Annotated in this window: 21 protein-coding genes and 1 tRNA gene; 9 read left to right on the top strand and 13 right to left on the bottom strand. The window is 61.9% G+C overall.

The genetic code is table 11. From position 1 onward, the window contains the following. Positions 1-362: 362 nt before the first annotated feature. Both uraD and puuE read right to left on the bottom strand, forming a co-directional pair. Positions 363-2,213 carry a 2-oxo-4-hydroxy-4-carboxy-5-ureidoimidazoline decarboxylase gene (gene uraD, locus LHU53_RS15925; RefSeq protein ID WP_227333713.1) on the bottom strand — a complete coding sequence of 617 codons (1,851 nt, stop codon included), beginning with the start codon at positions 2,211-2,213 and terminating at the stop codon, positions 363-365. A 131-nt stretch (positions 2,214-2,344) separates the two neighbouring features. Further along, positions 2,345-3,307: an allantoinase PuuE gene (puuE, locus tag LHU53_RS15920; RefSeq protein ID WP_227333711.1), complete on the bottom strand. Its 963-nt coding sequence runs from the start codon at positions 3,305-3,307 to the stop codon at positions 2,345-2,347. A gap of 91 nt (positions 3,308-3,398) precedes the next feature. Here puuE and uraH point away from each other — a divergent pair, with 91 nt between their 5' ends. Then, complete coding sequence (uraH, locus tag LHU53_RS15915; protein ID WP_227333710.1) at positions 3,399-3,752, top strand: hydroxyisourate hydrolase; 354 nt, start codon at positions 3,399-3,401, stop codon at positions 3,750-3,752. Between the two features lie 82 nt (positions 3,753-3,834). Here uraH and LHU53_RS15910 read toward each other — a convergent pair whose 3' ends face one another. Further along, positions 3,835-4,335, bottom strand: a complete 501-nt coding sequence (locus LHU53_RS15910; RefSeq protein ID WP_227333708.1) for a hypothetical protein — start codon at positions 4,333-4,335, stop codon at positions 3,835-3,837. A 127-nt stretch (positions 4,336-4,462) separates the two neighbouring features. On the opposite strand from LHU53_RS15910, the gene xdhC reads away from it, so the two are divergent. Then, positions 4,463-5,281, top strand: coding sequence for a xanthine dehydrogenase accessory protein XdhC (gene xdhC / locus LHU53_RS15905; protein ID WP_227333707.1), 819 nt, complete (start codon positions 4,463-4,465; stop codon positions 5,279-5,281). Positions 5,282-5,292: 11 nt separating this feature from the next. After that, entirely contained in the window at positions 5,293-6,534 is a 1,242-nt protein-coding gene (locus LHU53_RS15900) for a urate hydroxylase PuuD (RefSeq protein WP_227333705.1), read from the top strand. Between the two features lie 46 nt (positions 6,535-6,580). On the opposite strand, the gene LHU53_RS15895 is transcribed toward LHU53_RS15900, so the two are convergent. Further along, on the bottom strand, positions 6,581-7,552 hold the full coding sequence (locus tag LHU53_RS15895) for a tripartite tricarboxylate transporter substrate binding protein (RefSeq protein ID WP_227333703.1): 972 nt from the start codon (positions 7,550-7,552) through the stop codon (positions 6,581-6,583). A gap of 19 nt (positions 7,553-7,571) precedes the next feature. Further along, positions 7,572-8,636, bottom strand: coding sequence for a CDP-6-deoxy-delta-3,4-glucoseen reductase (locus LHU53_RS15890; protein ID WP_227333701.1), 1,065 nt, complete (start codon positions 8,634-8,636; stop codon positions 7,572-7,574). A 47-nt stretch (positions 8,637-8,683) separates the two neighbouring features. Between LHU53_RS15890 and LHU53_RS15885 the strand changes: the two genes are divergently transcribed. After that, a complete protein-coding gene (locus LHU53_RS15885) occupies positions 8,684-9,625 on the top strand; it encodes an NAD-dependent epimerase/dehydratase family protein (RefSeq protein ID WP_227333698.1) in 942 nt (313 codons plus the stop codon). A 28-nt stretch (positions 9,626-9,653) separates the two neighbouring features. Here the strand turns inward: LHU53_RS15885 and LHU53_RS15880 are convergent, their stop codons facing one another. Then, positions 9,654-10,505, bottom strand: coding sequence for a Sir2 family NAD-dependent protein deacetylase (locus LHU53_RS15880; protein ID WP_227333696.1), 852 nt, complete (start codon positions 10,503-10,505; stop codon positions 9,654-9,656). Positions 10,506-10,887: 382 nt separating this feature from the next. Further along, positions 10,888-10,972: transfer RNA gene (locus LHU53_RS15875), tRNA-Leu, on the bottom strand. A 37-nt stretch (positions 10,973-11,009) separates the two neighbouring features. Between LHU53_RS15875 and cysM the strand changes: the two genes are divergently transcribed. Beyond that, positions 11,010-11,912, top strand: a complete 903-nt coding sequence (cysM, locus tag LHU53_RS15870; RefSeq protein ID WP_227333695.1) for a cysteine synthase CysM — start codon at positions 11,010-11,012, stop codon at positions 11,910-11,912. Between the two features lie 40 nt (positions 11,913-11,952). Then, complete coding sequence (locus LHU53_RS15865; protein WP_227333693.1) at positions 11,953-12,180, top strand: sulfurtransferase TusA family protein; 228 nt, start codon at positions 11,953-11,955, stop codon at positions 12,178-12,180. 87 nt (positions 12,181-12,267) lie between these two features. Here the strand turns inward: LHU53_RS15865 and LHU53_RS15860 are convergent, their stop codons facing one another. Both LHU53_RS15860 and LHU53_RS15855 read right to left on the bottom strand, forming a co-directional pair. Continuing rightward, positions 12,268-15,201 carry a valine--tRNA ligase gene (locus tag LHU53_RS15860; protein ID WP_227333692.1) on the bottom strand — a complete coding sequence of 978 codons (2,934 nt, stop codon included), beginning with the start codon at positions 15,199-15,201 and terminating at the stop codon, positions 12,268-12,270. A gap of 176 nt (positions 15,202-15,377) precedes the next feature. Next, positions 15,378-17,357, bottom strand: coding sequence for a diguanylate cyclase domain-containing protein (locus LHU53_RS15855; protein ID WP_227333690.1), 1,980 nt, complete (start codon positions 17,355-17,357; stop codon positions 15,378-15,380). A gap of 144 nt (positions 17,358-17,501) precedes the next feature. Between LHU53_RS15855 and LHU53_RS15850 the strand changes: the two genes are divergently transcribed. Continuing rightward, positions 17,502-19,010: an ABC transporter substrate-binding protein gene (locus LHU53_RS15850; RefSeq protein ID WP_370632333.1), complete on the top strand. Its 1,509-nt coding sequence runs from the start codon at positions 17,502-17,504 to the stop codon at positions 19,008-19,010. A gap of 7 nt (positions 19,011-19,017) precedes the next feature. Here the strand turns inward: LHU53_RS15850 and ahpF are convergent, their stop codons facing one another. Together ahpF and ahpC are read right to left on the bottom strand one after the other, a co-directional pair. Next, positions 19,018-20,583, bottom strand: coding sequence for an alkyl hydroperoxide reductase subunit F (gene ahpF, locus LHU53_RS15845; RefSeq protein WP_227333688.1), 1,566 nt, complete (start codon positions 20,581-20,583; stop codon positions 19,018-19,020). A 168-nt stretch (positions 20,584-20,751) separates the two neighbouring features. Beyond that, positions 20,752-21,315 carry an alkyl hydroperoxide reductase subunit C gene (ahpC, locus tag LHU53_RS15840; protein ID WP_227333686.1) on the bottom strand — a complete coding sequence of 188 codons (564 nt, stop codon included), beginning with the start codon at positions 21,313-21,315 and terminating at the stop codon, positions 20,752-20,754. 197 nt (positions 21,316-21,512) lie between these two features. Here ahpC and yaaA point away from each other — a divergent pair, with 197 nt between their 5' ends. After that, the gene (yaaA, locus tag LHU53_RS15835) at positions 21,513-22,289 is read left to right on the top strand and encodes a peroxide stress protein YaaA (protein ID WP_227333684.1); all 777 of its coding nucleotides are present in this window, start codon (positions 21,513-21,515) and stop codon (positions 22,287-22,289) included. 70 nt (positions 22,290-22,359) lie between these two features. Beyond that, the gene (gene queF, locus LHU53_RS15830) at positions 22,360-23,205 is read left to right on the top strand and encodes an NADPH-dependent 7-cyano-7-deazaguanine reductase QueF (RefSeq protein WP_227333682.1); all 846 of its coding nucleotides are present in this window, start codon (positions 22,360-22,362) and stop codon (positions 23,203-23,205) included. Between the two features lie 84 nt (positions 23,206-23,289). On the opposite strand, the gene msrB is transcribed toward queF, so the two are convergent. Together msrB and LHU53_RS15820 are read right to left on the bottom strand one after the other, a co-directional pair. Further along, positions 23,290-23,796, bottom strand: a complete 507-nt coding sequence (msrB, locus tag LHU53_RS15825) for a peptide-methionine (R)-S-oxide reductase MsrB (RefSeq protein ID WP_370632332.1) — start codon at positions 23,794-23,796, stop codon at positions 23,290-23,292. 110 nt (positions 23,797-23,906) lie between these two features. Then, on the bottom strand, positions 23,907-25,124 hold the full coding sequence (locus tag LHU53_RS15820; RefSeq protein WP_227333681.1) for a DNA polymerase IV: 1,218 nt from the start codon (positions 25,122-25,124) through the stop codon (positions 23,907-23,909). Between the last annotated feature and the right edge of the window lie 16 nt (positions 25,125-25,140).

Below are 25,140 nucleotides of genomic sequence, written 5' to 3'. Positions count from 1 at the left end.
CTGAACGCGTTACTCAAGAGACTCGACAAAGCCATTGGGAAGTTCTACGCCGATGATGAAATCGTCGACGAAATAAACGGCGACTGATTCAGGACGCGCCGTCAAGGTGGCACGGCTGGACGCTTACGAAGCTCGATGCAACGGGTAAGGAATACACCAGAGCCATCGTTTTGTCAGAAGAGGAGAGTGAAAAGCTGGCCGGAATGTCAAACGATGAATAACGCCAGAAATTCGCCGCAAGCTTGCCTTCTGCACAAGCTGTGCTTCGTGAGCTTGCCGCTGAAGCAGGCTTGGGCGGCGCTATTAGCGGGTCTTAAATTCACCATCTGCTTAATGTGAGACCTCACTTCAAGCGCTAGCTTTCAAAAGTTCATTGGAGCCAAGTTAGCCTCCCCCGCCACCAGTTCCAGTAACTTGGAAAATGCTTCGACGGCCAGCTGCATGTCATCACTGGTGGTCGACTCCAGCGGGTTGTGGCTGATGCCGGCGTTTTGGCCGCGCACAAACAGCATGGCTTGGGGCATCAGTTCGTGTACCTTCATCGCGTCATGGCCGGCGCCGCTGGGCAGGTGGTGGACGGGCAGGCCCAGTGCCGCCACAGCGCTCTCCCAGCGTTGTTGCCAGACGGCGTCGCTAGGGGCGGCGCTGGCGCGCATGGTTTCCTGCAGCGAGAACTGCAGCCCCCGGCGCTGGCAGATCTGCGCCAGGGTGGCGCGCACATCCGCGTTCAGCGCATCACGCTGGCGGTCACTCGGCGCGCGCAAATCCAGGCTGAAGGTGCAGCGCCCCGGCACCACATTGATGCTGCCGTTGGGCACGTTGAGTTGACCCATGGTCGCCACCGAGTTGCCGTCCTGAGCCGCACGTTGCTCCAGGTAGAGCGCCAACTCGGCCACCGCACAGGCCGCGTCAAAACGCTGGTCCATCGGGGTGGTGCCGGCGTGGCTGGCCACACCGGTGACTTCAGCGAGGTAACGCACGCTGGCGTTGATGGCGGTGACGATGCCCAGCGGCAGGTTCAGGGCGTTGAGCACCGGGCCTTGTTCGATGTGCACCTCGACAAAACCCAGGTACTGCGCCGGGTCGCGTTTCAGGGAGGCGATGGCTTGCAAGGCAGCGTTTTTGTCCGCACCATAGAGCCCCGCCTGCTGCATGGTCGCCAGCATCGACACCCCGTCGATATCCAATTGGTCCAGCCAGGTTGGATCAAAACTGCCGGTGAGTGCGCTGGAGCCCAGGAACGTGGCTTTAAAACGCTGGCCCTCTTCTTCGGCAAACGCCACCAGCTCAATCGCAAAAGGCAGGCGTCGCCCAGCGCGGTGCAACTCACGCACACAGGCCATCGGCACAACAATGCCCAGGCGGCCATCGTATTTGCCACCGTTGCGCACGGTGTCATAGTGGCTGCCGGCTAACAGTGTTTTTGGGCTCTGGCCTTTATTGAATAAGGCCGAGATGCTACTGTTTTTGTCAAGCGCCTCATACCGCCCGACCACATTGCCTACCGCGTCGATGGCCACCGTATCGAACCCACTCTCCAGCATCCAGCCCCGGATACGTTCGGCACAGGCGCGGTGCGCGTCGGTCAGGTAGGTCACGGTGAGTTGGCCGTTTTCCTTGTAACCGGGTTCTGAAAACTCGGCCAGTTGCTCTTGCCAGTCCCACACGGCGTTGCCCAGCGTGGGGGTGATGCCAAACTTGTCGTTGAGACGGATCTCGGCGATGCGGTGGATGTTGCGCAGGCACTCCTGCAGCTCCAGGTCGGGGTGGTGGCGCAGGCGGCGCTCAAACGTGGCAATGATCTCGGCGCGGCTCAAACCCGTGCCACGTGGCCCGCGCACCGCCAGGATAAAGGGCCAGCCAAATTTGGCGTTGTAGTCGGCATTGAGCTGCTGCAGCTTGGCAAATTCGGCCGGGCTGCAGTTCGTCAGGCCAGCTTTGGCTTGTTCGTTGGTCGATTCCGCTGTCAGGCTCTGGCTGACCATGGCTTTGCCCGCCAGTTCGGGGTGGGCGCGGATCAGGCTCAGTTGGGCTTCGCGCGGGGCCGTGCTCACCACCTGGGTCAACAGGACTTTGAACTGGGCCAGCGACTGGAAGGGCCGCTGCCGCAGTGCCGCCTCGGTTATCCAGGGGCTGTGTTCGTAGAGGCCGTCAGGAAGATGCAGGGCCTCTTGTTGGGTGGCGGTGTTGAGTTGGTCCAGGGTCAAAGGCATGGTGTGGGTTCTTTAAGGCGGCGCAAGATGCAGCCAAAACGCTACATACGTAAGAGCGATTGATTTAACCTATATAAGGGCTAGAGGCCAAAAATACGGATCAATCAGGTAGGCATGAACTCAAGCAAATCTCAGGCCACGATCGCAGCGTCATACGGGTGCACCGAGCGCCAATGCCGCGCAATGTCCAGCCTGCGGCACACCCACACATGCTCGTGTTGGCCGATGTGGTCCAAGAAACGTTGCAACGCGGTGATTCGCCCGGGGCGGCCGAGCAGGCGGCAGTGCATGCCCACACTCATCATCTTGGGGGCGTTCAGGCCATTGGGGTCCCCTTCGGCGTAGAGCGCATCGAAGGTGTCTTTGAGGTACTGGTAAAACGGGTCGGCGTGGCTGTAGCCTTGCGGCAGGGCAAAACGCATGTCGTTGCAGTCCAGGGTGTAGGGCACGATCAGTTGCTGCGCCAAACTGCCGTCGGTTTTTTTCACGTCCATCCAGAACGGCAGGTCGTCGCCGTAGTAGTCAGCGTCGTAGGCAAAACCACCAAAGTCGGCGACCAGGCGGCGGGTGTTGGGGCTGTCGCGCCCGGTGTACCAGCCTTGCGGGCGCACACCCATGAGTTTGGTCAGGATCTCCATGCCGCGTGCCATGTGTTCACGTTCCACCGCTTCGGGGACGTTCTGGTAGTGAATCCAGCGCCAGCCGTGGCAGGCGATCTCGTGGCCCAGGCTCTGGCAGGCCTGCACCAGCTCGGGGTAACGCTCCAGCGCCACGCTGACGCCAAACACCGTCAGTGGCAGGCCACGCTTCTCGAACTCACGCAAGATGCGCCAGACACCGGCGCGTGAGCCGTATTCGTAGATGCCCTCCATGCTGATGTGGCGCTCAGGGTAACTGGCCGGGTTGAACATCTCCGAGAGGAATTGTTCTGAGCCCGCGTCACCGTGCAACACGCAGTTTTCGCCACCTTCTTCGTAGTTCAGCACAAACTGCACCGCAATACGGGCCTGGTTGGGCCATTGGGCGTGGGGTGGTTTGGGGCCATAGCCCTTCAAATCGCGTGGGTAGGGTAGGGTGCTGTTGTAGTGGCTCATGGTGTGAAATCAGCGTCAGACAGGGTTGGCTGGCATGATAGCTGCGTCGTTTATGCCCAATACACTTTGACCTTATTTTGAGGAAGCATCCATGGGATTGAGTACACATGTGTTGGACACCATGCACGGCACACCGGCGGCAGGCATGTCGGTGGCGCTGTGGGCCACCGGGGCCGGTGCGCCGCGCCTGATCAAACAGCTGGTGCTGAATGCCGATGGCCGCAACCCCGACGGGCTGCTGCTCGATGCCAGCAGCCTGCAGCGCGGCACCTACCGGCTGGTGTTTGAGGTGGCGGCTTATTTCAAGGCGCGCGGCGTGGTGTTGCCCGAGCCCAACTTTCTGGACCAGGTGAACCTGGACTTTGGGGTGGCCGACCCAGCGGCGCACTACCACGTGCCACTGCTGGTGAGCCCCTGGAGTTATTCCACCTACCGGGGGTCGTGAGGTGCGGCTGTCCCGCAATGCTCTGATCAGTTGGGGACACAGCTGGCTCGCTTTGCGTCGCTGCGGTCTGTCCCACAAGGTCTCAGTATTGCCCCTCCGTCAGGGTGTCGAGCTGGAAGGTGCCACTTTTGTGCCACAGCCAGGTGTCGGTGTAGGTGACCCGGCCCATGCGCACCGGCACCGGGTAGGGCGCGGCGGCGCGCACCGTGTGTTCAATCTCGGCCATCACCTCGGGCGCGTGTTTGGGCGCGCGCATCCAGCTGGTGCTGGTAACGCGGCCTTTGTTGTCCACCTCCACCTGCAGCACACCAATCGCATACAGCAGCGGCGGCATCTTGCCGCGGTAAATGCGGTCGGTGTTTTTGCCATACAGGTGGCTGGCGGCATCGCGCCGGTAGTCGCGTGGGGTGACGGCATGGGACACCAGGGACGGCACGGCCGTCGGGGGCGCGACCACGGTAGCCGGGGGCTTGGGGGCAGGTGCGGGTGGAATCGGGGTGGAGGAGCAGCCAGCCAGAAAGGCTGCCACGGCAGACGCCAGTGACAGGCCCAGGGTGCTCAGTCGGATAGGTGATGGTTTCATCAGCATGAAGGTATGTCGAGTGCTTGCAGTCGTTGGCCGGGCGCAAAACGGGTGCCCGGCGCAGCCCGTAATGTGCGCCAAAAGCGCTATCTTGGGAATGGGGACCACCTCAATTTGGTAAGGATTTGTGACTTTGTTCGATCAATTTCTGAAAAACCTGGCGCAGTCTGACGCCGTGCTGGTCACGGTGCAGTCGCATCGCGGCTCGGTGCCGCGCGAGTCGGGCGCCTGGATGGCTGTGTTTGCCGATCAGGTGCTGGGCACCATCGGCGGCGGGCATCTGGAGTGGCAGGCCCTGCAGGAAGCGCGCTCGCGCTTGCAGGGCCATGGGGGCCAACCTGTGGTGCGGTACGCCTTGGGGCCGTCGCTGGGTCAGTGTTGTGGCGGCGAAGTTCACCTCGGCTTTGAACGTGTGAGCGCCTCGGATGCCGCTGCGCTGGCAAAACGTGTCGAGCAGCAACGCGCGGCGTGGCCGCGGGTGGCGCTGTTTGGCGGGGGGCATGTGGGCCGGGCGCTGGTGGGTGTGTTGCGCACCCTGCCGCTGCGCCTGCAGTGGATCGACAGCCGCGACGAGATTTTTCCCCCCGACTTGGCCGACCACGTGGCTTGCGAACATTCCCAGCCGGTGCAGGCGGCGGTGGCGGGCCTGCCAGCCGGGGCGCACGTGTTGGTCATGAGCTTCAGCCACGCCGAAGACCTGGACGTGGTGGCGGCCTGCCTGCAGCGCCAGCGCCGCCAGGGCGACCTGCCGTTCATCGGCCTGATCGGCAGCCGCACCAAGTGGACGGTGTTTGGCCAGCGCCTGCGTCAGCGTGGTTTTACCGAGGCGGAGCTGGCGCAGGTCACCTGCCCGATTGGTGTGCCCGGCATCCCCGGCAAAGCGCCCGAGGTGATTGCCGTGGCGGTGGCGGCACAACTCTTGCAAGTCTTTGAGAAGATCAATTAGAAGGATATCGGATGGAAAGTTATTACCTCGACTGGGCCAACCTGTTGCTGCGCTGGGCGCATGTGATCACCGCCATCGCGTGGATTGGCTCGTCGTTTTACTTTGTGTTTCTGGACAGCAGCCTGACCCCACCGGAAGACGAGGACCTGAAAAAGCAGGGTGTCAGCGGGGAACTCTGGGCCGTGCACGGTGGCGGGTTTTACCACCCGGTCAAGTTCAACGTGCGCCCGCCCAAGCTGCCCGGACATCTGCATTGGTTCTACTGGGAGTCTTACACCACCTGGCTCACCGGCTTCTCGCTGTTCGCCGTGTCCTACCTCTGGAGCGCCGGGTTTTACCTGGTCGACAAGACCAAAATGGACTGGGTTCCCTGGCAGGCCGGGGCGGTGTCGCTCCTGTTTTTGGTGGTGTTCTGGCTGCTGTACGACGCCATCTGCCGCACCCTGGGGCGGCGCAAAAACGGTGACGCGCTGGTGGGCGCTGCGGTGTTTGGGCTGGTGTGTGTGGCCAGCTGGCTGACCACCCACTGGTTTGCGGGCAAGGCGGCGTTTTTGATTGTGGGTGCGATGCTGGCCACCAGCATGAGCGCCAACGTGTTGTTCTGGATCATTCCTGGCCAGCGCAAGGTGGTGGCCAGCATCAAGGCGGGCCAGCCGGTGGACCCGATTCACGGCAAGCGCGGCAAGCAGCGCAGTGTGCACAACACCTATTTCACCCTGCCGGTGCTGTTTGCCATGCTCAGCGGCCACTACAGCTTCACCTACAACCACCCTCACAATTGGCTGGTGCTGATCGGCATGATGTTTGCCGGGGCTGCCATCCGCCAGTTTTTTGTCATGCGCCACGGCTACAAGCTGGGCCGCAATGCGCACCCCTGGCCCTACGCGGCTGTGGGCGTGGCCGTGCTGGCGGCGCTGGTGGTCTGGCTGCAGCCGGCGCCGACCACGGCTGTGGCCAATGCAACGACGACGGCATCCGCTGCCATCCCGGGCGGACACAGCGCTGGCGTCCAGATCACCTACAAAACCCTGCAGACCGTGCTGGAGCAGCGCTGCTACCTGTGCCACGGTGCGGCGGTGCAGTCCAAGGGGGTGCGGCTGGATTCGCCGCAACTCGTCAAGCAACACGCGGCCAACATTTACCAGCAGGTGGTGATGGGCAAACTCATGCCCATGAACAACGCCACCACCATCTCTGACGCTGAGCGTCAGCTGATTGCCCAGTGGTATGTATCCGGGGCCAGCGTGGACTAGCGCTTGGCCAGCGCCGCGGTCCCGTTGGGCGCCGACTGGCTCAGGCTCAGTCCACCTGGGCGCCGGAGGTTTTGACCATGCCTTCGTACTTGGTGCGCTCGTTGGCCATCAGGATGCCAAAGGCCTCGGGCGTGGTGGGCACGGGCTCGGCCATCAGCGTGGCAAAGCGGGTTTTGGTCTCGGGGGCGTTCAAGGCCGCCACAAAAGCGGTGTTGAGCTTGGTGATCACGTCTTTGGGCGTGCCCGCCGGGGCCACCAAGCCCCACCAGGTGTCGACCGAGAAGCCCTTCAGGGTGTCGGCCACCGGTGGCACACCGGGCAGCGCGCTGGATGCGGTGAGGGTGGTCACGGCCAAGGCTTTGAGCTTGCCGGCCTTGATGTTGGGCGCAGCCGTGGCCAGGTTGTCAAAGTTGTAGTCCACCTGGCCGCTGAGCAGCCCCAACTGCGCCGGGTTGCCGCCGTTGTAGGGAATGTGCACGGCAAAAATACCGGCTTCTTTCTTGAACAACTCACCCGCCAGATGCCCGGCGCTGCCGTTGCCGCCGCTGCCGTAGTTGAGCTTGGCCGGGTTGGCTTTGGCGTAGGCAATCAGGTCTTTCAGGGTGCTGATTTTCAGGCGTGCAGCGGTGTCGGCATTCATCACCAGCACATTGGGCACCCGCACCATCTGGGTGATGGGGGCAAAGTCGGTGGCGGCGTTGAACGGCATCTTGCTGTACAGCCACGGGTTGACCGCATGCGTGGCAGTGGCGGCAATACCAATGGTCAGGCCGTCCGGCGCCGCCTTGGCCACCGCGCTGGCGCCGATGTTGCCACCGGCACCGGGTTTGTTGTCGATGATCACCGTGCCCAGGCTGTCCTTGACGCGCTCAGCCAGGGCGCGTGCGGTGATGTCCAGCGGGCCACCGGCGGCGTAAGGCACGATCAGGCGGATCGGCTTGTCTTGTGCGTGGGCCAGTGGTACGACCATGGCGGCAGCCAGGGCCAGGGTGCTCAGGAGGAAAGTTCGGGTGCGCATGCAAGTCCTTGGGAGTGAATCAAATCAGGGTGGCCGTCAGGGCCTTGTCGGCTTCAGAGGTGAAGGCGTCGGCGTAGAACTCGTCAGCAGGCAGCCCCGCCAGCAGGTAGTCGCGCTGGGCGGATGCCACCACAACCGGTGCGCCGCAGGCGTACACCTGGTAGCCGGACAAGTCGGGCACATCCTGCAGCACGGCTTGGTGCACAAAGCCGGTGCGACCGTGCCAGTCGTCCTCAGGCAACGCGTCTGACACCACCGGCACAAACCGCAGATGGGGCATCTCGGCCAGTTTGGCGTTGACCCAGTCCATCATGTACAGGTCAGCGGGCCGGCGCCCACCCCAGTAAAAGGTGACCGGGCGGGTAATGTGGGTTCGCTGCATGTGCTCGATCAGCGCCTTGATCGGGGCAAAACCGGTGCCCGAGGCCAGGAAAATCATCGGTTTGGTGCTGTCCTCACGCAGGTAGAAGCTGCCGTACGGGCCTTCGATGCGCAGGATGTCGCGCTCTTTCAAGGTGCCAAACACCTGGTCGGTGAACAGGCCGCCGGGCATGTGGCGGATGTGCAGTTCCAGCATGTTGGCCAGCGTCTGGGGTGCGTTGGCCATCGAATAACTGCGCCGCACGCCATTGGGCAGCAAAAACTCGATGTATTGCCCGGCATGGTATGGAAACGGCTCGCTGGCGGGCAGCTGCAGCAGCAGGCGGATCACGTCAGCCGACTTCTTCTCCATCAGGTTGATGCGGGTGGGCATCTTTTTGATCGGGTAGGCGCCCTGGGCAGTCACCTGGCGCGACTCCAGCACCACGTCGCTGGTGGGGGTGGCGCAGCAGGTCAGCACCAGGCCCTGCGCTTCTTCGTCCTCGCTCAAGGCCTTGGCCTGGTGCGCACTGTGGACCACGCTGCCGCTGAGTTTTTTGCATTTGCACGACCCGCAGGCACCGTCCTTGCAGCCATAGGCCATGTTGATGCCGGCGCGGATGCCGCCTGCCAGCAGGGTTTCGTCGGCTGAGACGGTGTAGGTGCGTTGGCTGGGTTCAATGGTGACCTGAAAGGTGGAAGAGGTGTCGGCTGCGGGGGGCATGTTGTCGTTATCCTTGGCACTGATATCAAAACTGGAAGGACGTCATTTTGCCCGCATTAAAAAGCTCCCATTCCCTGTTGTATGCCGCCCGCCCGGGTGCGCTGCCGGCCCGTTTCCGGCGCGAACGGGTGCTGCTGGTGGGCTGCGGCGACATTGGCCTGCGCGTGGCGACTCTGATGCGTGGCCGGGTGCGGTTGCTGGCGCTCACCTCCAGCGCGGCGCGCCTGCCAGAACTGCGCGCGCTGGGCATCACACCGCTTTTGGGCAATCTGGACGAGCCAGCTTCGTTGCGGCGGCTCAGCGGTCTGGCCAGCCGTGTGGTGCATCTGGCACCGCCTTCTGACGCGGGCCACGCCGATCCGCGCACCCAGGCATTGATGCGGGTGTTGCGCCTGCGCAGCCGGCCTGAATCGCTGGTGTATGGCTCCACCAGCGGTGTTTATGGCGATTTGCAGGGTGACCTGGCGACCGAAACACGGGCTGTGAACCCCTACACAACAAGGGCCAAGCGGCGCATTGACGCGGAATATCAGGTGCGCCACTTTGGCCGCGCCACCGGCGTGCCCAGCACCATCTTGCGCATCCCCGGCATCTACGCACCCAACCGCGTGGGCGGCACACCACGTGAGCGCCTGTTACGCGGCACGCCCATGCTGTGCGCTGACGATGACGTCTACACCAACCACATCCACGCCGATGACCTGGCCCGCGCCTGCGTGGCCGCACTGTGGCACGGTGCGCCGCAACGCATCTACAACACCAACGACGACACCTGCCTGAAGATGGCCGACTACTTCGAGTTGGCTGCTGACTTGTACGGCCTGCCCCGGCCCGAGCGCCTGACCCGCGTGGAGGCGCAGAAACGCCTGCCGCTGGCGCTGCTGAGCTTCATGAGTGAATCGCGGCGCATGGACAACACCCGACTGAAAAAGGAGCTGCGCCTGACGCTGCGCTACCCGACGGTGGTGCAGGGGCTGGCGCAGGCGTGACGGGGGCGGATCGTTTATCAACTTTCTATCAAGCGCTTTTCATTTGTCGCAACAAGTCATCGATCGCCAGCAGGCAAGGCAAGCCAGGCATCGGCAAGCCCACATCCATCGCACTCGGCACCCGGGGATCGTCCGTGTTGATGCGAACCAGGCGAGCGTCAAATTGCGCCACCATTCGCTGGCTGAAGGAACGCACTGTGGGGACGGCCTGACCCGCCCCGATCTCGATGACCACGGGGCGCTCGACTTGGCTGAGCCAATGCGCCAGCTGGCGGGACTGGGCGGCTGACCGATGCCCTACCCAGGCCCCGTCGCCGAACATCAAGATGTTGGGCCGTGCCATCGCCCCGCAGCTGGGGCAGCTTGGCAGGGCGCTGGTCAACGCACAGCTGTCGGTATCGATGTCTGGGTGGACGTCATCCGCAGCCCAAATCTCGTCACCGCACGGCTGGGTGCATTGCAGATGGTGGATGGAGCCGTGGCACTCATAGAGTCGATCCGGCTCAAAACCAGCCTTCTGGAATTGACCATCCACGTTGCTGGTGAAGACCCAGCCACCCAGGGGTTTGGCGCCCATCCAGCGCTTGAGCAAGGCAAAGCCCTGGTGCGGAACAGTGGCCCGATACATGGCCAGGCGGTGGCCATAAAAGCCCCACGCTTGTGTGGGGCGTGCCTCAAAAGCGGCGGGCGATGCCATGTCGTAGAAATCCAGACCCGCCGAGCGAAACGCCGGGTACGCCCGCCAAAACCCTTCCTTGCCCCGAAAATCAGGCAGGCCTGAATCCACCCCCATGCCGGCACCTGCGGCAACGATCAACGCCTGCGCACCGGCGATCAATTCGGTCGCCCGCACCAGATCATCAGGGTTTTGTTTGGTCATGCTGACTCACCCCGCCATGGCGCTGTCGTGGTTGTGCAAAGCCGTCATCACTTGGTGCATGTCGCGCGGTAAACGGGCCCAGGTCTTGATCGCGATGTTTTGCGGGATGCCGAGTCGCGCCGCTGCGACCACTGCGCAGACCGTGTTGTCACTGAATGTGGCTTCGTTGTGAAAAAGTGGCGCACACCACGAACCGATGATGTCACCTGTCATTGCGCCCCGCATTTGTCGGTTCCCTGGTTTTTCCTGATGCCACCAAAAGCGCGATGGTTGGAGGGTGTGTCATGGTCGCCAGTGAGGCACCTTGAGATAACAAAAAACCCGCGACGCTGGTGAAACGTGCGGGGTGCGAGGGAGCTTGAGACTGTCTGAAATGAAATTCTGGTGCCCGGGGCCGGAATCGAACCGGCACTCCTTTCGGAGGGGGATTTTGAGTCCCCTGCGTCTACCAATTTCACCACCCGGGCAACGGGGGAGAGCGCGAATTATGGCACAGTGCGGGGTATGAAATATCCAACGATTGAAGATTTGATTGGCCACACGCCGCTGATTCGTCTGCAGCGAATGGGTGCCGAGGTGTGCCAGCAGCATGGCAACGTGATTTTGGGCAAACTGGAGGGCAACAACCCAGCCGGTTCGGTCAAGGACCGGGCGGCGTTTTCGATGATTGTGCGGGCGCAAGAGCGCGGTGAGATCAAGCCGGGTGACACGTTGATCGAGGCCACCTCGGGCAACACCGGCATCGCGCTGGCCATGGCGGCGGCTGTCAAGGGTTACAAGATGATCCTGGTCATGCCCGAGGATTTGTCGATTGAGCGCGCCCAGACCATGAAAGCCTTTGGTGCCGAGCTGATCCTGACCCCCAAAAGTGGTGGCATGGAGTATTCCCGTGACCTGGCTGACCAGATGGCGCGCGAAGGCAAAGGCCGCGTGCTGGACCAGTTTGCCAACCAGGACAACCCGCGCATCCATGTCGAAACGACGGGTCCGGAAATCTGGAAAGACACCAAAGGCAAAATCACGCACTTTGTCAGCGCCATGGGCACCACCGGCACCATCACCGGTGTCTCGCAGTACCTCAAGAAGAAGAACCCGGCCATCAAAATCATCGGCGTGCAACCCACGGATGGCTCGCGTATTCCGGGTATCCGCAAATGGCCGCAGGCCTATTTGCCCAAAATTTACGACCCGACCCATGTCGACGAGCTGATGTATGTGACCCAGGAAGATGCTGAATCCATGTGCCGCCGCCTGGCGCGCGATGAAGGCATTTTTGCGGGTATCTCGGCCGCCGGCGCCTGCTGGGTGGCCCAAGAGATTGCCAAAACAGCGCGCCATGCAACCATCGTTTTTATCGTCTGTGACCGGGGCGACCGGTACCTGTCCACCGGTGTTTTTCCGGCGTAATCCGGGCGTAACCCCAGACTTCAATTTCCAGGAATGAGCCATGCATATTGACAAAGAGATCGACACCAGCGGCCTGAATTGCCCCTTACCCATCCTGCACGCCAAAAAGGCTTTGAGCACCATGGAAAGCGGCCAGACGCTGCAGGTGACGGCGACGGATGCCGGGTCGATGCGCGACTTCAAGGCCTTTGCCCGTCAGACTGGCAATGAGTTGCTGGACCAGCAAACGCTCAACGACACCTACATCCACGTGCTGCGCCGTCGTTAAAACCTGGTCGCGGGCCAGGGCGGCACTTGTCGCCCCAGGCCTGCCGAGCCTTCAACAGGGCCGCAGCGTTGCGGCCCCCATCCCACATCAGCCCAGGCGTGCCAGTTGGTCCTTGACCTTGGCCACTGTGGCTTCAAAGTCGGCCAAGCGTTTGCGTTCCTGATCAATCACCGCAGCCGGTGCCCGCGCCACAAAGGACTCGTTGCCGAGTTTGCCGTTGGCCTTGAGGATTTCGCCTTCGAGCCGCGCCAGTTCCTTGCCCAGGCGCGCCTTTTCGGCGGCCACGTCAATTTCCATGAAGAGGCAGATACGTGCTTCGCCCACCACCGCCACCGGTGCGGCTTGGGCGGCAGCTGCCCAGGCGGTCTCGTCGCTAAACACCCGCACTTCGTTGAGTTTGGCCAGCGCCTGCAACACCGGTGCGGCCTCGGTCATGAAAGCGGCTTCGGCAGGGGAGCCCGCCAGCACAAACAGCGGCAGCCGGGTTGCGGGTGACACATTCATCTCGCCACGCAGGTTGCGGCAGGCGTCAACCAGGGTCTTAAGTTTGGCTACATGGGCTATTGAACCTGGGTCGATGCGCTCGGGCTGGCTCACCGGGTAAGCCGCAATCGCCACCGAGGCACCGGCACGTCCCGCCAGCGGGGCCACCACTTGCCAGAGTTCTTCTGTCACAAACGGGATGATCGGGTGCGCCAGCCGCAAAATGGTTTCCAGCGTGCGGATCAGGGTGCGGCGGGTCGCGCGTTTTTGCGCCTCGTCGCCGGTTTGGATTTGCACCTTGGCGATTTCCAAGTACCAATCGCAGAACTCGTTCCAGACAAAGTCGTAAATCGTGCTGGCGACGTTGTCGAGCCGGTAGTCGGTGAAGCCTTGGGTGACATCCGCCTCGGCTTTTTGCAGCAGCGAGACGATCCAGCGGTCGGCCTGGCTGAACTTTAGGTAGTCGCCTGTGGCGCACTCGGCCGGGCTGTGGTTGTTCAAACCGCAGTCCTGGCCTTCGCAGTTCATCAGCACAAAGCGGCTGGCGTTCCAGAGTTTGTTGCAGAAGTTGCGGTAACCCTCGCAGCGTTTGGCGTCGAAATTGATGGAGCGGCCCAGCGAGGCCAGCGAGGCAAAGGTGAAGCGCAACGCATCGGCGCCAAAGGCGGGGATGCCGTTGGGGAACTCTTTCTCGGTGTTTTTGCGTACTTGCGGCGCAGTTTCGGGTTTGCGCAGGCCCTCGGCGCGTTTGACCAGCAGTTCGGGTAGAGCAATGCCGTCGATCAAATCGACCGGGTCCAGCACATTGCCTTCCGACTTGCTCATCTTGTGGCCCTGTGCGTCGCGCACCAGGCCGTGGATGTAAACGTGTTTAAACGGCACCTTGCCGGTGAAATGGGTGGTCATCATGATCATCCGGGCGACCCAGAAGAAGATGATGTCGTAACCGGTGACCAGCACGCTGCTGGGCAGGTAGAGGTCGTAGTCGGGCGTTTTTTCAGGCCAGCCCATGGTGCTGAACGGCACCAGCGCGCTGGAGTACCAGGTGTCAAGCACGTCCTCATCTCGCTTGAGGGCGCCGGTATAACCGGCCTTTTGGGCCTGAGCCCTCGCATCTTCTTCGTTACGTGCTACAAAAACCGTACCGTCTTCGGCGTACCAGGCCGGAATCTGGTGGCCCCACCAGAGCTGGCGGCTGATGCACCAGTCCTGAATGTTGTTCATCCACTGGTTGTAGGTGTTGACCCAGTTCTCTGGCACAAACTTCACTTCGCCCGACTGCACCGCGTCAATGGCTTTTTGGGTGATGCTTTTGCCGGTGGGGTCTTGCTCGGACACTTTCGACATGGCCACAAACCACTGGTCGGTCAACATCGGCTCGATCACCTGACCGGTGCGGGCGCAACGCGGCACCATCAGTTTGTGTTTTTTGATCTCAACCATCAGTTCCAGCGCCTGCAGGTCTTTGACGATCTGTTTGCGGGCGGCAAAGCGGTCCATGCCGATGTACGCGACGGGTGCGTTGGCCTCTATCTTGGCATCCAACGTCAGCACACAGATCATCGGCAATTTGTGGCGCTGACCGACCTGGTAGTCGTTCTGGTCATGCGCCGGAGTGACTTTGACCACACCGGTGCCAAAAGCTTTATCCACATAGTCGTCGGCAATGATCGGAATGGTCCGGTTGCACAAGGGCAGGGTGACGTGTTTGCCAATCAGGTGAGCGTAACGTTCGTCCTCAGGGTGCACCATGGCGGCCACGTCGCCCAGCATGGTCTCCGGCCGGGTGGTGGCCACGACCAGGCCAGGCGCCATCTCACCGTTGACCAGCTGTGGGCCGTCGGCAAATGGGTACATGATGTGCCACAGGCTGCCGTCTTCTTCTTCAGACTCCACTTCCAGATCAGACACTGCGCTCATTAACACCGGGTCCCAGTTGACCAGGCGTTTGCCACGGTAGATCAGGCCTTGCTCGTACAAGCGCACAAAGGTTTCTGTCACGGTTTTGGACAGCTTGGGGTCCATCGTGAAATATTCGCGGCTCCAGTCTACGGTGTCACCCATACGGCGCATCTGGGTGGTGATGGTGTTGCCGCTTTTTTCTTTCCACTCCCAGACCTTGCTTACAAAGTTTTTGCGGGCTTCTGCGGGTGTCGGGCCCATGTCGTGGCGGCTGATGCCTTGGGCTTGCAACTGGCGCTCAACGACGATCTGGGTGGCAATACCGGCGTGGTCGGTGCCCGGAATCCAGGCGGTGTTGAAGCCCGCCATGCGGTGGTAGCGCGTCAAGCTGTCCATGATGGTCTGGTTGAACGCGTGGCCCATGTGCAAGGTACCGGTCACGTTCGGTGGTGGCAGCTGGATGCAGAAGTTGTCACCGCGCGCGGCAGCATCCGCATCAGGCTGGCCGGTGCCCCGGGCACCCGCTGTGCCATAACCACGCTTTTCCCACTCCGGGCCCCAGTGGGCTTCCAGGGCGGCGGGCTCAAAGGATTTGGACAGGCTGTTCAAGCCGGGTTGTTGGATGGCGTCAGTCATGGTGTGTGTTGGTTTTTTTTGCGGGTGTGTCATTTTTTGGCACGCCCGCGATGCACGGCATCCGTTGACGGACACCACGGCGAGGTAGGGAGAAAGTGGGCGATTTTATTCGACCCGGTGTGCAGGCGAACGGGCGGGCTACCGGTCAGCCAGGCCGCAAGCCGGGGACGGTCGGCTTACGCTTGGGCGCCAAAAATCGCCACGCGGTTGCGGCCCTGCTGCTTGGCTTGGTACAGGGCGGCGTCTGCCTGCTCGAACATGGTCTGGGCCAGGGGCACCGATGGCGTACCGGGTGCATCCATGAAGCTTGGGCGCACGCACACCACGCCAATGCTGACGGTGACGCCGGTGTCGACATCGGACGCGGTATGCGCGATGTGCAAGGCCCGCACGGCCGCGCAAATGCGCTCAGCCGTCACCTGCGCCCGCGGCAGGTCCGCATCGGGCAGCAGCACGGCAAATTCCTCGCCGCCGTAGCGCGCTGCCAATTCGCCAGCCCGATTCACCGAACCTGAAATGGCCTGGGCCACGCGCTGCAGGGCGTGGTCGCCCGCAACGTGGCCGTAGTGGTCGTTGTAGGCCTTGAAATGGTCGACGTCGATCATCATCAGCGACAACGGCGCTTGTGCGCGCATGGCGCGCTGCCATTCTGTAGCCACGTGCTCGCTCAGGGCCAGCCGGTTGGCCAGTTGCGTCAGGGGGTCAAGGCGTACCTTCTCCTCCAGGGCGCTGCGATAGCGGGCCAGATCTTCTTCGATTTGCTTGCGCTCCGTGATGTCTTGCACGGTGCCAATCAGGCGTGTCACCTGGTCAATTTCATCGTCAATTTCAAAGTCTCCCCAAACCTCGACCCAGCGCGGTGGCGCCGCCTTGTCGGGGTGAATGCGGTATTGGGTGCGCAGCGGGGTGCGTTGCAACACGGCCTGCTGGTACTGGGTATGGACCCGCTCAAAGTCTTCGGGGTCAATCAGCGCCATCCAGTGCGTCATGCCAACCTGGCTGCCCTGGGGCAACCGGAAAATGTCATGCGCCAGACCAGAAAGGGTGAATTCGTTGCGCGCCACGTCCAGGGCGAAATAGCCCATGGCGGCCACTTTTTGGGCGCCTTCCAGCCAGTGCATGTTGCGCTGCAACTCCGTCTTCAGGGCGCGCTCGCGCAGCCAGGCGCTACGCTGCCAGATGGCAAACAGGATGCCAAGCAACAACAACCCCAAAATCACGGGCAGGCCCAAGGCCTGGAGTTCGCGCCGCTGGGTGCCCGCCAAGACCTCAGCCACGTCGATTTTGGTGACCAGAAACCAGGGGGAGCCAGGCACGGCGCTGGCCATGGCGATGACGTCTTTGGCGCGGTAGTCCTGCGCATAAAAAATGCCACGTGCGCCCAAAATGACTTGCACGGCGGGGTCTTGGGTGCGGGCCAACGGGATGCGCTCGGCCCAGCTCGCATCGGCCAGGTGGCGCTTCGGGCTCAGGTACACCACGTTGTCACCCTGGCGCATGATGATGCTCGATTCGGCGCTCTGGCTGGGCGTTGGCCAGCTGTTGAGAAGGGGCAGCAAAGTGCTGCGCACGTCGGACACCAGCCACACCGCACCGATGGGCTGTGCGCCGTCAAACAGGGGCGCGATGACGCTGAAAAACGGAAACGCAAAGACCGGGTCAACGCGCGGCTCCACCGCCACTGGAATGGCTTGCGACAGGGCGTCTTGCAAGGCCTGTTGCTCAGGCTCTGGCAAGGGTGGTCCGGCCTCACCCTGGGGGGCAAGCCGCAGCTGCCCGCGGGCGTCAAGCAAATACACCGCCACGTATTTGGCGCGCTCCTGCAAGATGCGCAGGCGCTGCTGCACCGGGGCCGCGCGGTCGATGGAGGTAGTCTTGAACCAGTCGGCCGCGGCGCCCGCCAGCAGGCCGTCGTCAGACAAGGTAAACGCATCGCCCATGCGCTGATCGCGCCAAGCGGCCACACCTTCGGCCTGCAGGTGGCCCACGGTCATCAACTCGCGTTCGGCTTGGTGGTGGCTGCGCTGCATCCGGTCCTCATAGGTGGTGCGCAGGCCCCAGGCGAGCAGGCCCAGCAGCAGCATGGCGGCCACCGCGAGCAAGCCGCGGACAAGGGGTCTGGCCAGTCGGGATGTCAATGAAGAGCGGGTGAGCATAAAGGTCGGATGGCCAAACCATGGCGGCGCTTGGCGGGGAGCGGCACGGTGCCTTGCAACTATAGTATGGCATGCCACCCTTGCGTTTTCGGCCATTTAAGCGCCAGCGCGTTGTGGCGCGCAGTTATTCTGGAGACCCTGTCTGTGTCAATCAACCGCCGCGATTTCGCTTGTTCTACGCTCGCCCGGATGGGCGCCTTGACGGGGCTGGCGGGGGGTGTGCCGTCGACCTGGGCGCAAGACCGCCAGCGTGCCGTCACGTTGAGCTTGTCGCTGGAAGTCGACAGCCTGGACCCCACCACATCGGCCTCGGCCTCGATTGGCGAGTTAGTGCATTACAACGTGTTTGAGGGCTTGACCAAGATTGAAGAAAGCGGGAACACGTCGCCCTTGCTGGCGGCCTCCTGGGAGCGCAGCCCGGACGGCAGGCGCTACACCTTTGCGCTGCGCGAGGGTGTGCAATTTCATGATGGCTCGCCATTTGATGCAGCAGCCGTCAAGTTTTCATTCGAACGCGCCAAAGCCCCGGGGTCAGCCAACAAGGCCAAGAAAGTGCTGTTTGACAACATCGCCAGCATCAGCACGCCAGACGCCCACACCGTCGTACTCACGCTGCACAACCCTGATGCGAATGTGCTGTTTCGGCTGGGCGAAAACACCGCCGTGATCCTGCATCCGCGCAGTGCCGCCCAAGCCGCCACACAGCCCGTGGGCACCGGCCCCTACCGGTTTGAACGCTGGCAAAAAGGCTGGGGAGTGACGCTGGTCAAGTCGGCGGGCTTTCGTCAGGCCGCCCAGGTGCAGATTCCGCAGGTCACGTTTCGCTTCATCAACGACCCGCAGGCGCAGGCGGCTGCCGTGTTGTCGGGTGAAGTCGACATGTTGTTCAACATTGCCGTGCAAACCGTGCAGCAGTTTCAGAGCAACAGCCAATACCTGGTGCTGGTGGGTTCGTCCAGCGGCAAGGGCATGCTGGCCATCAACAACAAACGCAAACCGCTGGATGATGTGCGGGTGCGCCGGGCCATCACCCACGCCATTGACCGCGAGGCCTTTATTACCCGCGTTCTGGGTGGCCGCGCCAAGGCCATCGGCAGCCATTTTTCGCCCACCGAGGCCGGCTACGTGCACCTGGCAGGTCTGTACCCGTATGACCCGCAGCGATCCCGGGCCTTGCTGAAAGCGGCGGGCGTGAAGCTGCCGCTGGTGCTGGGCCTGACCTTGCCGCCCACACCTTACGCACGCAACGACCGCGCCTTCATGGTGGATGCGCTGGCGCAAATTGGCGTGCAGGTCAGGATCGAAGAAGTCACCTGGCCTGAATGGCTTGCCGGCACGTTCAAAGGCCAGTTCGACCTGACCGTGATCAACCACGTGGAGCCGCTGGACTACCACATTTACGCCGATCCGCAATACTACTTTGGCTATGACAGCCCGGCGTTTCGTGCCTTGGTGGCACGCCACGCCGCCAGCCATACCGCCCGGGAGCGCCAACTGCTGTTTGCCGACCTGCAGCGGCATCTGGCCGATGACGCGGTGAATGCCTGGATATACGCCGCACAGATCACCACGGTGGCGCGCAAAGGCATCAAGGGTTGGTGGATGAATTACCCCATCTTCGCGCACGACATTGCCGCCTTGCGCTGGGAGTAACGCACCCTCAAGCCGCTGGCAGGCGCATCAGGTAATCAAACGCGCTCAGGGCCGCCTTGGCGCCGTCGCCGGTGGCGATGATGATTTGCTTAAAGGGCACGGTGGTGCAGTCGCCAGCGGCAAACACGCCGGGCAGGTTGGTGTGGCCTTTGGCATCGACCATGATTTCGCCGTGGCGGCTCAGCTCCAGCGTGCCTTTGAGCCATTCGGTGTTGGGCACCAGGCCGATTTGGACAAACACACCGGCCATGGCCAGGTGGTGCACCTCGCCGGTGGCGCGGTCCTTGTAGCTCAGACCGTTCATCTTCTGGCCATCGCCGGTGATCTCGGTGGTTTGGGCGTTGACGATGATGGTGGTGTTGGGCAGGCTTTGCAGCTTGGCCACCAGCACCGCGTCGGCGCGCAACTTGGTGTCAAACTCGATCAGCGTCACGTGTTCGACGATGCCGGCCAGATCAATGGCGGCTTCCACGCCCGAGTTGCCGCCGCCGATCACGCCCACGCGTTTGCCCTTGAACAGCGGGCCATCGCAGTGCGGGCAGTAGGCCACGCCCTTGTTTTTGTACTCTTGTTCGCCGGGCACATTCACATTGCGCCAGCGTGCGCCGGTGCTCAGGATCACGGTTTTGCTCTTGAGCGAGCCGCCGTTGGCCAGCTGCAGCTCGATCAAGCCGCCCGGCTCGGACGCCGGGATGAGCTTGTCAGCCTTTTGGCCGTTCATCAGGTTGACGTCGTAGCTCTTCACATGCGCTTCGAGCGCCGCAGCGAACTTCGGACCGGTGGTTTCTGTGACCGAGATGAAATTTTCGATGCCCATGGTGTCGTTCACCTGGCCGCCAAAACGCTCTGCGGCGATACCAGTGCGAATGCCCTTGCGGGCGGCATACACGGCAGCCGCCGCGCCAGCAGGGCCGCCACCGACGATCAGCACGTCGTAAGGTGCCTGGGCGCTGAGTTTGGCAGCGTCGCGCGCGGCCGAGCCAGTATCGAGCTTGGCCACAATTTCTTCGAGCGTCATACGGCCCGAGCCAAAGTCCTGGCCATTGAGGAAAACAATCGGCACCGCCATGATCTGGCGGCGGGCGACTTCTTCCTGGAACGCGCCGCCTTCGATCACCACGGTCTTGATCTTGGGGTTGAGAATGGCCATCAGGCTCAGCGCCTGCACCACGTCGGGGCAGTTGTGGCAGGTCAGCGACATGAACACCTCAAAATTGAAGTCGCCGTCCAGTTGGGTGATTTGTTCGATCACGTCGGCTTCAACCTTGGGCGGGTGGCCACCGGTCCACAACAGCGCGAGCACCAGCGAGGTGAATTCGTGGCCGAGCGGCAGGCCGGCAAAGCGCAGGCTGTTGGTGGCGCCCAGGCGCTGCACGGTGAATGAGGGTTTGCGGCTATCGGTGCCGTCAAAACGCAGGCTGATCTTGTCGGCGCGCAGGCTTTGAATGGTTTGCAGCAGCTCACGCATGTCGCGGCTGGTGTCGCTGTCGTCCAGGGTGGCCACCAGCTCGAACGGTTGTGTCACGCGCTGCAGATAAGCGGCCAGTTGTGTTTTCAGATCTTGGTCGAGCATGATGGATTCCTTAGGTGCTATTGCTTGGATCGCCTGTTGCGGCCCTTTTAGATCGGGCTGGAGGCAAATTTTGTTCGAAAAAAAACCGGTGGGCAAGCTGCGGGGCAGCTTGTCCCAGTCCGGCTTGGGGCACACCGGTGACGATGTGCCGTTGATGTCACCGGGGATTTAGATCTTGCCGACCAGTTCCAGCGAGGGAGCGATGGTCTTGGCACCTTCGTTCCACTTGGCAGGGCACACTTCGCCGGGGTGCGAAGCGGTGTACTGGGCAGCCTTGAGCTTGCGCAGGGTTTCCTTGACGTCGCGGGCGATTTCGTTGGAGTGGATTTCCAGGGTCTTGATCACGCCGTCCGGGTTGATCACGAAGGTACCGCGGTAGGCCAGGCCGTCAGCGTCGATATGCACGTCAAAAGCGCGGGTCAGTTGGTGGGTGGGGTCACCCACCAGCGGGAACTTGGCCTTGCCCACGGCGGGAGAGGTTTCGTGCCACACCTTGTGCGAGAAATGGGTGTCGGTGGTGACGATGTAGACCTCGGTGTTGGCCTTCTGGAATTCAGCGTAATGTTCAGCGGCGTCTTCCACTTCGGTCGGGCAATTGAAGGTGAAGGCAGCAGGCATAAAAATCACGACCGACCATTTGCCTTTGAGGCTGGCTTCGGTCACGTCGATGAACTGGCCATTGTGGAAAGCTTTGGCTTTGAAAGGTTGGACTTGGGTATTGATCAAGGACATGGAAGACTCCTGGTTGGGTGGTTAAGAAAGCGTCGGTGCACTGTGTGTTTCACCGATGGCGTAAATCATAGTGCTGATCTATCGTTTTCATGATGCATTGTCTATAAGCTATCCATAGGCATTCTTAATGACGCTGTCACGATAATGAAAACCTGACCGGTCTGAAGTGTGCGACCCAACCCTTATCCCTTGCCACCATGCTGCTTTTACTCTCCCCCGCCAAAGCCCTCGACTACGACACCCCGGCCGGTGATGTGCCACACACCCAGCCGCAGTTTGTTCCGCAGTCTGCCGAACTGATCGAGATCCTGCGCCAGAAATCGCCCCAGGACATCGCCCAGCTGATGCACCTGAGCGACACCCTGAGCGGCCTCAATGTGGCGCGATACCAAGCCTGGACGCCGAAGTTCACTGCCAAAAATGCCAAACAAGCGGTGCTGGCTTTCAACGGTGATGTGTATGGCGGCCTGGACGCCAAAACGCTGGATACCAAGGCGCTGGCCTGGCTGCAGGAACATGTGGGCATTTTGAGCGGCCTCTACGGCGTGCTGCGGCCGCTGGACTACATGCAGCCCTACCGGCTGGAAATGGGCACGCAGTTGGCCAATGCGCGTGGCAAAAACCTGTACGAGTTCTGGGGCAGCCAGATTGCCGAGCACCTCAACACCCGTCTGAAGAAGGATGCGGCGCCGGTCATCGTTAACCTGGCTTCGGTCGAGTATTTCAAGGCGGTGGACCGCACGGCCCTCAAAGCGCGGGTGGTGGAGTGTGTGTTTGAGGAATACAAGAGCGGCAAATACAAGATCGTGAGTTTTCACGCCAAACGCGCACGCGGCTTGATGGCGCGTTTTGCCGCTGTGCACGCGCTCAAAAAGCCTGAGCAGCTGGTCGGTTTTGATGCCGAAGGTTATGCCTATGACGCGGGTGCTTCGACGCCTGATCGGCTGGTGTTTCGGCGCCGGGGTGCGGACTGATTTTTGCAGAAGGAATGACGCTCAAGCCCTTTTGATAAAAGGTTAAGAAGCTATTGAAAGTAGAGTGCTTATGAACCCCATCGACCATTCCCCTCTTGGCCAGGCCACGCAGTATGTCGATCAGTACGATGCCAGCCTGCTGTTTCCGATTCCCCGCGCGGCGCAGCGCGAGAAGCTCGGTATCAGTCAGCGACTGCCGTTTCTGGGGGCCGACCTGTGGACCGCGTTTGAGCTGAGCTGGCTCAATACTCGTGGCAAACCGCAACTGGCGTTGGCCCACATCACCGTGCCGTGTGAGTCGACCAACATCATCGAGAGCAAGTCGTTCAAGCTCTACCTGGGCAGTTTCAGCAACACCCGGTTTGGTGATGCAGCTGAGGTGCAGGCACGCCTGCGCGCCGACTTGACCGACGCCGCTTGGCGGGGTGGCGTGATGCAAAGCAGTGTGGGTGTCAAGCTGGTGCCTGCCGAGCTGTTTGACCAGGAGCCCATCCATGACCTCGACGGCCTGAGTCTGGATCGCCTTGACCTGGACTGCGACGCTTACACGCCAGCGCCCGAGCTGTTGACCTCCGTCCTGGACGAAGCCCCGGTCAGCGAGGTATTGACCAGCCACCTGCTCAAGAGCAACTGCCCGGTGACCGGTCAGCCCGACTGGGGCAGTGTGCAGATCAGCTACTTTGGCCCACAGATCGACCAGGCCGGGCTGCTGCGCTACATCGTGAGTTTTCGCAACCACAATGGCTTCCACGAGGATTGTGTCGAGCGCATGTTCATCGACATCATGGCGCGCTGCCAACCCCACAAGCTGGCGGTGTACGCGCGTTACACGCGTCGCGGTGGACTCGACATCAACCCGTTTCGCACCAGTTTTCCGCAGGCCTTGCCGCCCAATGTGCGCACCGGCCGGCAATAAGCAGGTTCGGCAAACCGCCCACCCTTGGCACTTGTGGCTACCGCTACAAGACTGATCAATAGCGGCTTGCGGTCATTTGGATGATCAGGTCCGCAGCGGTGGCAGTGGCAGCGCCTTGGGCACAAAGGCCAGTGCCACACCGTTGTTGCAGTAGCGCTTGCCGGTAGGCTGGGGGCCGTCGTCAAACACATGGCCTTGGTGCCCGCCGCAGCGCGCGCAGTGGTACTCGGTGCGCGGATAAATCAGTTTGAAGTCTCTGGAGGTGCCCAGTGCACCAGGCAGCGGCTGCCAGAAGCTGGGCCAGCCGGTGCCGCTCTCAAACTTGGTGGCGGCGTCAAACAGCGGCTGGTTGCAGGCCGCGCAGATGAAGGTGCCAGGGCGGTTTTCGCCGTTGAGCGGGCTGCTGCCGGCGCGCTCGGTGTCGTGCTCAAACAGCACCTCGTACGCGGCGGGCGAGAGAAATTTGCGCCATTCGGCTTCGGATTTGGTGACGGCAAACTTGCTCGCGGCCAAAGCCCGGTCGGACAGCACGGTTGCGCCCAGCATGCCAGCCAGACTTTTCAACAGGGTTCGTTTATTCAACATGGTCATGTCCTTGGTGGTGATGATGCCGATGCGATGACCGGAAAGACCAAAATCTTACCGGTCAGACCACGCCGCTGCGCAGCAAGCGGAACAAAGCCACATACCTTGAACGCTCTTCAAAACAGGCCGATTGACGCCTTCAGATTCATGTCGTTGAGCCGATGCGGCTCACGGGTCTGCGCCTCATCACGGCGCACCAGCGAGCCCACCCGCACACCCAGCAAGCGCAACCGTTGGGTCAGGGGCACACGTTTGAGGCACAGCCCGGCCACCTGGCGGATGGTTTTGGCATCACCCACATAGGCATCTACCGTCTGATCGCGGGTGACACTTTTGAAGTCGTCAAAGCGCAGCTTGATGCCGATGGTTTTGCCGACATACCCTTTGGCCGCCAGATCAGCTGCCACCTGTTCGCACAGCCACGTGAAGATGGCGCCCAGCTCGGCTTTGTCGCGCACCGCGTGCAGGTCGCGCTCAAACGTGGTTTCGCGGCTGATCGACACCGGTTCACTCTCGGTGACCAAGGGGCGGTCGTCGCGGCCTTGTGCGGCGTCAAACAGCCAGGCGCCGGTTTTCTGGCCGAAATGGTCAATGAGCCAGTCCACGTCTTTTTGCGCGAGTTGACCAATGGTGGTGATCCCCAGACTCAGCAGCTTTTCTTCGGCCTTGGGCCCCACGCCGTTGATCTTGCGGCAGGCCAGTGGCCAGATTTTTGAGGGCACATCGTCTTCATACACAACCGCGATGCCATTGGGCTTGTTGAACTCGCTGGCCATTTTGGCCAGCAGCTTGTTGGGTGCCACGCCCAGCGAGCAGGTCAGCCCGGTGGCCTGGAAGATGGTTTTTTGGATGAGGCGCGCCAGCACCCGGCCACCGTCGCGCTGGCCACCGGGCACCTCGGTGAAGTCGATGAACACCTCGTCCACGCCGCGGTCTTCCATCACCGGGGCGATGTCCAGAATGATGTCTTTGAAGGCGCGGGAATAGCGCCGGATCTCGGCAAAGTCCACCGGCAACAGGATGGCCTCGGGGCAGAGTTTGGCGGCTTTCATCAGCCCCATGGCCGAGCCCACGCCTGACTGGCGCGCCGCGTAGGTGGCGGTGGTGATCACGCCGCGCCCGGTGTAGCCCGCCAGCCGGGGGAAGTCGGCCACCGGAATGCGGCTTAAGGGGACATCGGCGTGGGTTTGCGAGAAGTCGTTGTCGGCCGAGCGCCGAGCGCCGCCAATCACCACCGGCAGGCCTTTGAGTTGCGGGTAACGCAGCAACTCCACCGAGGCGTAAAACGCATCCATGTCCAGGTGGGCAATGCGGCGAATCAGCGGGGCGGCCATCTCAAAAAGCGGGGCA

The sequence above is a fragment of the Rhodoferax sp. U2-2l genome (genome assembly GCF_020594515.1).
Classification (GTDB): domain Bacteria; phylum Pseudomonadota; class Gammaproteobacteria; order Burkholderiales; family Burkholderiaceae_C; genus Rhodoferax.
The sequence above is the reverse complement of the archived record's forward strand: the minus strand, read 5'-3'. Positions and strand labels throughout refer to the sequence as shown.